The organism is Acinetobacter sp. CAU_H_56, from assembly GCF_058599425.1.
The window spans coordinates 1,812,200-1,825,630 of sequence record NZ_CM178654.1; the positions used below are offsets into that span (position 1 = coordinate 1,812,200).

Genomic DNA, 13,431 nt, shown 5'->3' on the forward strand with positions numbered 1-13,431 from the left:
GTCACTCTTTTAAAATAAATGCATAAAAAAATCCCCAGCCGAAGCTGAGGATTTTAAATCAACTTTCTAAATTTGGGTTAGAAAATAATTTGTTGATTATTTAACAACTCATCCAGTGTTACTGCTTGAGTTTGGTTTGTTAGAGTTAGTAACTTCACACTCTGATAAGTTTCACCAGATGTACCATCACGATCGATTGAAATTACTGCTTCTTTCTTAGCATCATCATAACTCACAGATACAAACTCTTTAATATCACTAGCACCTTTGTCAAACCCAACAAGTAATTCTGAGATATTAATTGCATCAACTCCATCAGAAGCAGAGACATTATAATTAAAGTCAGTCCAGACATCGTGGCCATTACCACCGTTATTTGAAGCACCATCTATAACAGAATAAATTAACAAGTCATTACCACCATTTCCTTCAACAATATTATTGAATTCATTACCAATAATAATCTCAGAGCTAGTTGAACCACTTATTAAGATATCTGAATAGCTATCCTGATCAGAAATACTTTGATATGAAGATATTTTTATATCTAATACAGCTTCTCGGATATCACCATTTAAAGATTCAATTCGATAATTAAATGTATCAATATTCCCTAAAACATTACTCGCATTGTCATCATAAAGCTCATATTTATAATGTCCATTACTCCAAAGCGTTAAGCGGCCATATTCACCATTAACAACAAAACCATCATTTGCGCCCATAATGGATGTAACTTGCTGATAAGGAGTTGTTCCTGAGTCGGTTAAAACATATAGCTTGTAAAAACTGTGGTTATATGAATCATTACTTAAAATATTACCTTCTATCATTTCATTTCTACTAGCGTCTACTTCATAGTTATACAAATCAGTACTCAAGATTGCCATATCTTTTAGACCAGTCGATGAACCAGAAGTAGAAGAAAGAATTAGGCTATAATTTCCTTCTGATAGTCCTTCCAAGTAGAGACTATCCCCATTTTTTAAATTTTGACCAGTTTTAACTGGCACTCCATCTTTCACTAACGTCCATTCTTTACTGATTGTTGAGGTCGATTCAGCATAGAAAGTAAATAACTTATCCTTACCCATTAAAGTAAATGTTAAAGTTTCAGAGTTTGAAACTCTATAAAAACTATAGGTTTTCCCATCATTTGAACTAGAATTATTCTCTAAAAAGCCTGGTTCAGATGTAATCTTTAAATCAATTTCAGACCAATTCAATTGATCTACGACTTGGTTTAAAATCATATTGACTACTGCATCATCATTTTGAGCATTAAAACCACTCAATATTGAATCATCAGTAAAATCAGTTTCCATATTTGGACTTTGAATTCCTATATTTAAACTAATTGATTTTTTTATACCATCTATTTCGTAAATTAAATCAAAAGAGTCAGATTTACCGATATTAGTAAGGCTAGCGTTAGGTGTATAAACATAATTACCAGAAGTATCGATTGTTAGTACACCATAATCTGTATCAATTGTTAAAGTTGGTTGTCCTGAAAAATCAACCATATTAACACCAGACTCTGTGTTGACTCTAATCTGTGTAAGTGATGTTGTAACATCTACACTAGCCTGATCAAAAATATTACCCTGCTGACTATAAGAATTCAGAACTAAAGATGACGAATCATTATAATCTTTAACTTTGAAGTTACTCATAGTCGCTGTTAAACCCGAAAGTAGATTTAATCCCTCACTAGTTGTTGCAATAAGTTTATATTTACCAGCAGGCAAATCACTTACATGAAGATTCAAATTATTGATTGGAATAAACAAGAATGATCCTGCAGTTCCAGAACCTATAGTTTCAGAAGTCCAGATGGTCTGACCATTCACTGATTCTTCACGTAGAAGCATGACATTAATTTTTGTTCCAGAAGCAACACCGTTTAATTTCGCAACATAATCGAATGATAATTCCTGGTTTGCTTCAACATAGAAACTAATACCTGCACTCCCCTGGATAACATCAGCACTAATGACATTACCGGCCCCAAGCCCTACTACATTACCACCAATATCTTGAAGTTCATTAACCACCACACCTGATTGTTTGTAACTATTTGATTTAGCTTCAGCATTAATCACAATTGTAGCAAAAGTCGAAATACTTGCATCATTACCGTCCAAAGCTATTTGATCTGCCTGTGCCTTAGCAACAGCAGCTTCCAGTGCCAATTCTGCACTTTCAAGCTGGGTTTGGTTAGAGAACGGATTGTTCTTCACTTCTTCTGCTGCAGCAATCGCTTGATCCAGCTCAGCCTGAATCGCAGGGTTTAAACCTTCTACTGCTTCTGCTGCAGTAATTGCACCTGCCAGTGCATTTTCTGCAACATCTTCTTCTGCTTCTGATGTGGTTAATCCAGCAATCGCAGCTTCAAGAGCAGCCTGTGCTTCTTCAAGTGCAACCACATTCGTCGCTGTAACCAACGCATCTTTGGCAGCATTCACCGCTTTCAATGCATCAATTTCTGCCTGACCGTCAAAGTCTTCGGCATCAGTCAAGGCATCTGTAATCGCACCTGCAAGATCCGCCTTCGCCTGAGTCAGCTCATCACTGTTTTCTAATACATCCTGATCTGCCTTTGCCTTAACAACCGCCGCATCCAGTGCCAATGCCGCTTTTTCAAGCTGATCCTCGTTAGAGAACGGATTGCTCTTCACTTCTTCTGCTGCAGCAATCGCTTGATCCAGTTCAGCCTGAATCGCAGGGTTTAAACCTTCTACTGCTTCTGCTGCAGTAATTGCACCTGCCAGTGCATTTTCTGCAACATCTTCTTCTGCTTCTGATGTGGTTAATCCAGCAATCGCAGCTTCAAGAGCAGCCTGTGCTTCTTCAAGTGCAACCACATTCGTCGCTGTAACCAACGCATCTTTGGCAGCATTCACCGCTTTCAATGCATCAATTTCTGCCTGACCGTCAAAGTCTTCGGCATCAGTCAAGGCATCTGTAATCGCACCTGCAAGATCCGCCTTCGCCTGAGTCAGCTCATCACTGTTTTCTAATACATCCTGATCTGCCTTTGCCTTAGCAACCGCCGCATCCAGTGCCAATGCCGCTTTTTCAAGCTGATCCTCGTTAGAGAACGGATTGCTCTTCACTTCTTCTGCTGCAGCAATCGCTTGATCCAGTTCAGCCTGAATCGCAGGGTTTAAACCTTCTACTGCTTCTGCTGCAGTAATTGCACCTGCCAGTGCATTTTCTGCAACATCTTCTTCTGCTTCTGATGTGGTTAATCCAGCAATCGCAGCTTCAAGAGCAGCCTGTGCTTCTTCAAGTGCAACCACATTCGTCGCTGTAACCAACGCATCTTTGGCAGCATTCACCGCTTTCAATGCATCAATTTCTGCCTGACCGTCAAAGTCTTCGGCATCAGTCAAGGCATCTGTAATCGCACCTGCAAGATCCGCCTTCGCCTGAGTCAGCTCATCACTGTTTTCTAATACATCCTGATCTGCCTTTGCCTTAACAACCGCCGCATCCAGTGCCAATGCCGCTTTTTCAAGCTGATCCTCGTTAGAGAACGGATTGCTCTTCACTTCTTCTGCTGCAGCAATCGCTTGATCCAGTTCAGCCTGAATCGCAGGGTTTAAACCTTCTACTGCTTCTGCTGCAGTAATTGCACCTGCCAGTGCATTTTCTGCAACATCTTCTTCTGCTTCTGATGTGGTTAATCCAGCAATCGCAGCTTCAAGAGCAGCCTGTGCTTCTTCAAGTGCAACCACATTCGTCGCTGTAACCAACGCATCTTTGGCAGCATTCACCGCTTTCAATGCATCAATTTCTGCCTGACCGTCAAAGTCTTCGGCATCAGTCAAGGCATCTGTAATCGCACCTGCAAGATCCGCCTTCGCCTGAGTCAGCTCATCACTGTTTTCTAATACATCCTGATCTGCCTTTGCCTTAGCAACCGCCGCATCCAGTGCCAATGCCGCTTTTTCAAGCTGATCCTCGTTAGAGAACGGATTGCTCTTCACTTCTTCTGCTGCAGCAATCGCTTGATCCAGTTCAGCCTGAATCGCAGGGTTTAAACCTTCTACTGCTTCTGCTGCAGTAATTGCACCTGCCAGTGCATTTTCTGCAACATCTTCTTCTGCTTCTGATGTGGTTAATCCAGCAATCGCAGCTTCAAGAGCAGCCTGTGCTTCTTCAAGTGCAACCACATTCGTCGCTGTAACCAACGCATCTTTGGCAGCATTCACCGCTTTCAATGCATCAATTTCTGCCTGACCGTCAAAGTCTTCGGCATCAGTCAAGGCATCTGTAATCGCACCTGCAAGATCCGCCTTCGCCTGAGTCAGCTCATCACTGTTTTCTAATACATCCTGATCTGCCTTTGCCTTGGCAACCGCCGCATCCAGTGCCAATGCCGCTTTTTCAAGCTGATCCTCGTTAGAGAACGGATTGCTCTTCACTTCTTCTGCTGCAGCAATCGCTTGATCCAGTTCAGCCTGAATCGCAGGGTTTAAACCTTCTACTGCTTCTGCTGCAGTAATTGCACCTGCCAGTGCATTTTCTGCAACATCTTCTTCTGCTTCTGATGTGGTTAATCCAGCAATCGCAGCTTCAAGAGCAGCCTGTGCTTCTTCAAGTGCAACCACATTCGTCGCTGTAACCAACGCATCTTTGGCAGCATTCACCGCTTTCAATGCATCAATTTCTGCCTGACCGTCAAAGTCTTCGGCATCAGTCAAGGCATCTGTAATCGCACCTGCAAGATCCGCCTTCGCCTGAGTCAGCTCATCACTGTTTTCTAATACATCCTGATCTGCCTTTGCCTTAACAACCGCCGCATCCAGTGCCAATGCCGCTTTTTCAAGCTGATCCTCGTTAGAGAACGGATTGCTCTTCACTTCTTCTGCTGCAGCAATCGCTTGATCCAGTTCAGCCTGAATCGCAGGGTTTAAACCTTCTACTGCTTCTGCTGCAGTAATTGCACCTGCCAGTGCATTTTCTGCAACATCTTCTTCTGCTTCTGATGTGGTTAATCCAGCAATCGCAGCTTCAAGAGCAGCCTGTGCTTCTTCAAGTGCAACCACATTCGTCGCTGTAACCAACGCATCTTTGGCAGCATTCACCGCTTTCAATGCATCAATTTCTGCCTGACCGTCAAAGTCTTCGGCATCAGTCAAGGCATCTGTAATCGCACCTGCAAGATCCGCCTTCGCCTGAGTCAGCTCATCACTGTTTTCTAATACATCCTGATCTGCCTTTGCCTTGGCAACCGCCGCATCCAGTGCCAATGCCGCTTTTTCAAGCTGATCCTCGTTAGAGAACGGATTGCTCTTCACTTCTTCTGCTGCAGCAATCGCTTGATCCAGTTCAGCCTGAATCGCAGGGTTTAAACCTTCTACTGCTTCTGCTGCAGTAATTGCACCTGCCAGTGCATTTTCTGCAACATCTTCTTCTGCTTCTGATGTGGTTAATCCAGCAATCGCAGCTTCAAGAGCAGCCTGTGCTTCTTCAAGTGCAACCACATTCGTCGCTGTAACCAACGCATCTTTGGCAGCATTCACCGCTTTCAATGCATCAATTTCTGCCTGACCGTCAAAGTCTTCGGCATCAGTCAAGGCATCTGTAATCGCACCTGCAAGATCCGCCTTCGCCTGAGTCAGCTCATCACTGTTTTCTAATACATCCTGATCTGCCTTTGCCTTAACAACCGCCGCATCCAGTGCCAATGCCGCTTTTTCAAGCTGATCCTCGTTAGAGAACGGATTGCTCTTCACTTCTTCTGCTGCAGCAATCGCTTGATCCAGTTCAGCCTGAATCGCAGGGTTTAAACCTTCTACTGCTTCTGCTGCAGTAATTGCACCTGCCAGTGCATTTTCTGCAACATCTTCTTCTGCTTCTGATGTGGTTAATCCAGCAATCGCAGCTTCAAGAGCAGCCTGTGCTTCTTCAAGTGCAACCACATTCGTCGCTGTAACCAACGCATCTTTGGCAGCATTCACCGCTTTCAATGCATCAATTTCTGCCTGACCGTCAAAGTCTTCGGCATCAGTCAAGGCATCTGTAATCGCACCTGCAAGATCCGCCTTCGCCTGAGTCAGCTCATCACTGTTTTCTAATACATCCTGATCTGCCTTTGCCTTGGCAACCGCCGCATCCAGTGCCAATGCCGCTTTTTCAAGCTGATCCTCGTTAGAGAACGGATTGCTCTTCACTTCTTCTGCTGCAGCAATCGCTTGATCCAGTTCAGCCTGAATCGCAGGGTTTAAACCTTCTACTGCTTCTGCTGCAGTAATTGCACCTGCCAGTGCATTTTCTGCAACATCTTCTTCTGCTTCTGATGTGGTTAATCCAGCAATCGCAGCTTCAAGAGCAGCCTGTGCTTCTTCAAGTGCAACCACATTCGTCGCTGTAACCAACGCATCTTTGGCAGCATTCACCGCTTTCAATGCATCAATTTCTGCCTGACCGTCAAAGTCTTCGGCATCAGTCAAGGCATCTGTAATCGCACCTGCAAGATCCGCCTTCGCCTGAGTCAGCTCATCACTGTTTTCTAATACATCCTGATCTGCCTTTGCCTTAACAACCGCCGCATCCAGTGCCAATGCCGCTTTTTCAAGCTGATCCTCGTTAGAGAACGGATTGCTCTTCACTTCTTCTGCTGCAGCAATCGCTTGATCCAGTTCAGCCTGAATCGCAGGGTTTAAACCTTCTACTGCTTCTGCTGCAGTAATTGCACCTGCCAGTGCATTTTCTGCAACATCTTCTTCTGCTTCTGATGTGGTTAATCCAGCAATCGCAGCTTCAAGAGCAGCCTGTGCTTCTTCAAGTGCAACCACATTCGTCGCTGTAACCAACGCATCTTTGGCAGCATTCACCGCTTTCAATGCATCAATTTCTGCCTGACCGTCAAAGTCTTCGGCATCAGTCAAGGCATCTGTAATCGCACCTGCAAGATCCGCCTTCGCCTGAGTCAGCTCATCACTGTTTTCTAATACATCCTGATCTGCCTTTGCCTTGGCAACCGCCGCATCCAGTGCCAATGCCGCTTTTTCAAGCTGATCCTCGTTAGAGAACGGATTGCTCTTCACTTCTTCTGCTGCAGCAATCGCTTGATCCAGTTCAGCCTGAATCGCAGGGTTTAAACCTTCTACTGCTTCTGCTGCAGTAATTGCACCTGCCAGTGCATTTTCTGCAACATCTTCTTCTGCTTCTGATGTGGTTAATCCAGCAATCGCAGCTTCAAGAGCAGCCTGTGCTTCTTCAAGTGCAACCACATTCGTCGCTGTAACCAACGCATCTTTGGCAGCATTCACCGCTTTCAATGCATCAATTTCTGCCTGACCGTCAAAGTCTTCGGCATCAGTCAAGGCATCTGTAATCGCACCTGCAAGATCCGCCTTCGCCTGAGTCAGCTCATCACTGTTTTCTAATACATCCTGATCTGCCTTTGCCTTAACAACCGCCGCATCCAGTGCCAATGCCGCTTTTTCAAGCTGATCCTCGTTAGAGAACGGATTGCTCTTCACTTCTTCTGCTGCAGCAATCGCTTGATCCAGTTCAGCCTGAATCGCAGGGTTTAAACCTTCTACTGCTTCTGCTGCAGTAATTGCACCTGCCAGTGCATTTTCTGCAACATCTTCTTCTGCTTCTGATGTGGTTAATCCAGCAATCGCAGCTTCAAGAGCAGCCTGTGCTTCTTCAAGTGCAACCACATTCGTCGCTGTAACCAACGCATCTTTGGCAGCATTCACCGCTTTCAATGCATCAATTTCTGCCTGACCGTCAAAGTCTTCGGCATCAGTCAAGGCATCTGTAATCGCACCTGCAAGATCCGCCTTCGCCTGAGTCAGCTCATCACTGTTTTCTAATACATCCTGATCTGCCTTTGCCTTGGCAACCGCCGCATCCAGTGCCAATGCCGCTTTTTCAAGCTGATCCTCGTTAGAGAACGGATTGCTCTTCACTTCTTCTGCTGCAGCAATCGCTTGATCCAGTTCAGCCTGAATCGCAGGGTTTAAACCTTCTACTGCTTCTGCTGCAGTAATTGCACCTGCCAGTGCATTTTCTGCAACATCTTCTTCTGCTTCTGATGTGGTTAATCCAGCAATCGCAGCTTCAAGAGCAGCCTGTGCTTCTTCAAGTGCAACCACATTCGTCGCTGTAACCAACGCATCTTTGGCAGCATTCACCGCTTTCAATGCATCAATTTCTGCCTGACCGTCAAAGTCTTCGGCATCAGTCAAGGCATCTGTAATCGCACCTGCAAGATCCGCCTTCGCCTGAGTCAGCTCATCACTGTTTTCTAATACATCCTGATCTGCCTTTGCCTTAACAACCGCCGCATCCAGTGCCAATGCCGCTTTTTCAAGCTGATCCTCGTTAGAGAACGGATTGCTCTTCACTTCTTCTGCTGCAGCAATCGCTTGATCCAGTTCAGCCTGAATCGCAGGGTTTAAACCTTCTACTGCTTCTGCTGCAGTAATTGCACCTGCCAGTGCATTTTCTGCAACATCTTCTTCTGCTTCTGATGTGGTTAATCCAGCAATCGCAGCTTCAAGAGCAGCCTGTGCTTCTTCAAGTGCAACCACATTCGTCGCTGTAACCAACGCATCTTTGGCAGCATTCACCGCTTTCAATGCATCAATTTCTGCCTGACCGTCAAAGTCTTCGGCATCAGTCAAGGCATCTGTAATCGCACCTGCAAGATCCGCCTTCGCCTGAGTCAGCTCATCACTGTTTTCTAATACATCCTGATCTGCCTTTGCCTTAACAACCGCCGCATCCAGTGCCAATGCCGCTTTTTCAAGCTGATCCTCGTTAGAGAACGGATTGCTCTTCACTTCTTCTGCTGCAGCAATCGCTTGATCCAGTTCAGCCTGAATCGCAGGGTTTAAACCTTCTACTGCTTCTGCTGCAGTAATTGCACCTGCCAGTGCATTTTCTGCAACATCTTCTTCTGCTTCTGATGTGGTTAATCCAGCAATCGCAGCTTCAAGAGCAGCCTGTGCTTCTTCAAGTGCAACCACATTCGTCGCTGTAACCAACGCATCTTTGGCAGCATTCACCGCTTTCAATGCATCAATTTCTGCCTGACCGTCAAAGTCTTCGGCATCAGTCAAGGCATCTGTAATCGCACCTGCAAGATCCGCCTTCGCCTGAGTCAGCTCATCACTGTTTTCTAATACATCCTGATCTGCCTTTGCCTTAACAACCGCCGCATCCAGTGCCAATGCCGCTTTTTCAAGCTGATCCTCGTTAGAGAACGGATTGCTCTTCACTTCTTCTGCTGCAGCAATCGCTTGATCCAGTTCAGCCTGAATCGCAGGGTTTAAACCTTCTACTGCTTCTGCTGCAGTAATTGCACCTGCCAGTGCATTTTCTGCAACATCTTCTTCTGCTTCTGATGTGGTTAATCCAGCAATCGCAGCTTCAAGAGCAGCCTGTGCTTCTTCAAGTGCAACCACATTCGTCGCTGTAACCAACGCATCTTTGGCAGCATTCACCGCTTTCAATGCATCAATTTCTGCCTGACCGTCAAAGTCTTCGGCATCAGTCAAGGCATCTGTAATCGCACCTGCAAGATCCGCCTTCGCCTGAGTCAGCTCATCACTGTTTTCTAATACATCCTGATCTGCCTTTGCCTTAACAACCGCCGCATCCAGTGCCAATGCCGCTTTTTCAAGCTGATCCTCGTTAGAGAACGGATTGCTCTTCACTTCTTCTGCTGCAGCAATCGCTTGATCCAGTTCAGCCTGAATCGCAGGGTTTAAACCTTCTACTGCTTCTGCTGCAGTAATTGCACCTGCCAGTGCATTTTCTGCAACATCTTCTTCTGCTTCTGATGTGGTTAATCCAGCAATCGCAGCTTCAAGAGCAGCCTGTGCTTCTTCAAGTGCAACCACATTCGTCGCTGTAACCAACGCATCTTTGGCAGCATTCACCGCTTTCAATGCATCAATTTCTGCCTGACCGTCAAAGTCTTCGGCATCAGTCAAGGCATCTGTAATCGCACCTGCAAGATCCGCCTTCGCCTGAGTCAGCTCATCACTGTTTTCTAATACATCCTGATCTGCCTTTGCCTTGGCAACCGCCGCATCCAGTGCCAATGCCGCTTTTTCAAGCTGATCCTCGTTAGAGAACGGATTGCTCTTCACTTCTTCTGCTGCAGCAATCGCTTGATCCAGTTCAGCCTGAATCGCAGGGTTTAAACCTTCTACTGCTTCTGCTGCAGTAATTGCACCTGCCAGTGCATTTTCTGCAACATCTTCTTCTGCTTCTGATGTGGTTAATCCAGCAATCGCAGCTTCAAGAGCAGCCTGTGCTTCTTCAAGTGCAACCACATTCGTCGCTGTAACCAACGCATCTTTGGCAGCATTCACCGCTTTCAATGCATCAATTTCTGCCTGACCGTCAAAGTCTTCGGCATCAGTCAAGGCATCTGTAATCGCACCTGCAAGATCCGCCTTCGCCTGAGTCAGCTCATCACTGTTTTCTAATACATCCTGATCTGCCTTTGCCTTAGCAACCGCCGCATCCAGTGCCAATGCCGCTTTTTCAAGCTGATCCTCGTTAGAGAACGGATTGCTCTTCACTTCTTCTGCTGCAGCAATCGCTTGATCCAGTTCAGCCTGAATCGCAGGGTTTAAACCTTCTACTGCTTCTGCTGCAGTAATTGCACCTGCCAGTGCATTTTCTGCAACATCTTCTTCTGCTTCTGATGTGGTTAATCCAGCAATCGCAGCTTCAAGAGCAGCCTGTGCTTCTTCAAGTGCAACCACATTCGTCGCTGTAACCAACGCATCTTTGGCAGCATTCACCGCTTTCAATGCATCAATTTCTGCCTGACCGTCAAAGTCTTCGGCATCAGTCAAGGCATCTGTAATCGCACCTGCAAGATCCGCCTTCGCCTGAGTCAGCTCATCACTGTTTTCTAATACATCCTGATCTGCCTTTGCCTTAACAACCGCCGCATCCAGTGCCAATGCCGCTTTTTCAAGCTGATCCTCGTTAGAGAACGGATTGCTCTTCACTTCTTCTGCTGCAGCAATCGCTTGATCCAGTTCAGCCTGAATCGCAGGGTTTAAACCTTCTACTGCTTCTGCTGCAGTAATTGCACCTGCCAGTGCATTTTCTGCAACATCTTCTTCTGCTTCTGATGTGGTTAATCCAGCAATCGCAGCTTCAAGAGCAGCCTGTGCTTCTTCAAGTGCAACCACATTCGTCGCTGTAACCAACGCATCTTTGGCAGCATTAACTGCTTTCAATGCATCAATTTCTGCCTGACCGTCAAATGCTGCTGAGTCAATTTCGGCCTTGTTAATATCAGCTTTTAGTGCATCTTTCGCCTTTTCTAATTCAGATAAATTATTATTTCCATAGTGGCTATTTGAACCACTTGAGCCACCAGCAGCTATTGCCAAACCACCGATCACTGCAGCTCCCGCTGCCCAAGGCCAAATACTGACAAATGCACTTTCTAAGTGGCCATATAATAATGGTTCAATTTTATCGATAGGATTATAGTCGAGAGTTTCGAAATCAAATAAAAACATTTCCGACTGTTCATTTCTAAAAACTAATGAACTCTTTTCAGGATTAAATTGATTAACCACTATTATTTCACCACTTTTCAAAGTGATTACTGCCTGGTTATTTATATATTCTATTTTTTCTATATCTTCGACTTTTACATCTATTAGAACTACAGAATCTTTGTTGAGTTCTATTTTTTCCAAATACTCTTTTATTAACTGATTATTACCGCCCGCTTTTGAAATAACTTGAACCTGCATAGGAAACCCCTATAAAACCTACTTAAACAGTTGGTATTAATTAAAGATTTATTAAAAACATTTTTCAAGCAATTACTCTACTTTTTTACAATATAATTTTACAGATAATAATAATCATTTCTGGTTTAATCACTACTTTTTTAACAATAGCTAATCATTCATAGATAGTTTTATCTAAAATAAAATTAAGTGATTGTTTTATCTATTTTAATAAAATTTATAGAGTTAGAATATTTAGTTTTTTTAAAAAATTACATTCAAATAAATTATATTTAATCTTATGAAATTTATGTTTTTTTACTTTTCTAGATTGGAAAAGTATTTATTTCTAAAAATTTATTTTTATGACTTTTAATGGGCTTTGTTGCACAAACCTATCTGTAAAGGCTTTTTCAGCGATATAATTTTCAAATGAAGAAGCCTACACATAAAATCTACCGCACAACCAATTGGCCCGCATATAACCGAGTACTCATGAGTCGCGGAAATATTGCCATTTGGTTTGATCCTGCTACGCAATGGTATGCTCCATCAAAAGGCAAACAAGGGCGAATCAAACCTACTCCGACGCAGCTATCCAATGCTGCTTAATGATTAAATCCTTATTCCGTCTATCTTTACGTATGGTCACTGGCTTTGTGCAAAGTCTGATTGAACTTTGCGGATTAAATTGGACCGCACCAGATTACAGTACGCTTTGTAGAAGACAAAAGCATATTGATATTGCAATCAGCTACCAAAAAAGTAGCGAGGGGCTGCATCTACTTGTAGACTCTACAGGCATGAAGTTTCTAGGTGAGGGCGAATGGAAACGCAAGAAACATGGAGCTGAATATCGTCGCCAATGGCGTAAACTACATATTGGTATAGATGCCAAAACCCTACAAATACGCGCTATTCAGCTCACAACCAATAATGTCAGTGATTCACAGGTGCTTGGTGATTTACTTAATCAGATTCCACAAGATGAGCAGATTGACTCTGTTTATACCGATGGAGCTTATGACACCAAGCAATGCCGTCAGGTCATTGCAGATCGGCAAGCACATGCGGTGATTCCACCTAGAAAAAATGCGAAACCATGGAAAGATAGAAAGAGTAGCTCGCTAGAGCGAAATGAATTACTTCGAACAGTTAAACGTTTAGGCAGGACATTATGGAAAAAATGGTCAGGCTATCATCGCCGCAGTTTGGTGGAAACCAAGATGCATTGCATCAAATTATTAGGCGATAAATTAATGGCAAGAAGCTTTCCTAGTCAGGTGAATGAAATTCATGCACGTGTAGCAGTCCTCAACCGATTTACGGAATTAGGTCGACCACTTACCCAAATTACGCCTTAAATTTGGCTCAATTAGGGGCGCTTTGCATTTCAAATCTTTGTGCAACAAAGCCCTTTTAATGTAAACTTCACATTGTAAAATAGTTAATATATTAAAAAATAAAGATATTAAGTACCGCTCGAAATGATATCTTTACTTAAAACAAATCTTACCTAAATTATTTAATATTTTTAAATTAACATTTAATATTTTCTTAACTACTTTTTATTGGTATACTTTATTTCTATATTTATAAAATCCGATCACTAAAAATTAATATTAAGTATTTATTCAACTCGAAAATAAAATCACTATATTCTATAAAAAATTAAGAGCAGGTATTT

General features: G+C 43.7%; 1 protein-coding gene and 1 pseudogene. One reads left to right on the forward strand and one right to left on the reverse strand.

Annotated elements, in window-relative coordinates; genetic code table 11:
- Positions 1–77 precede the first annotated feature (77 nt).
- Entirely contained in the window at positions 78–11,765 is an 11,688-nt protein-coding gene (locus AC4MCC_RS08770) for a BapA/Bap/LapF family prefix-like domain-containing protein (RefSeq protein ID WP_491885145.1), read from the reverse strand.
- 411 nt (positions 11,766–12,176) lie between these two features.
- Here AC4MCC_RS08770 and AC4MCC_RS08775 point away from each other — a divergent pair.
- Positions 12,177–13,108, forward strand: a pseudogene (locus AC4MCC_RS08775) (IS5-like element IS17 family transposase).
- Positions 13,109–13,431: the final 323 nt, after the last annotated feature.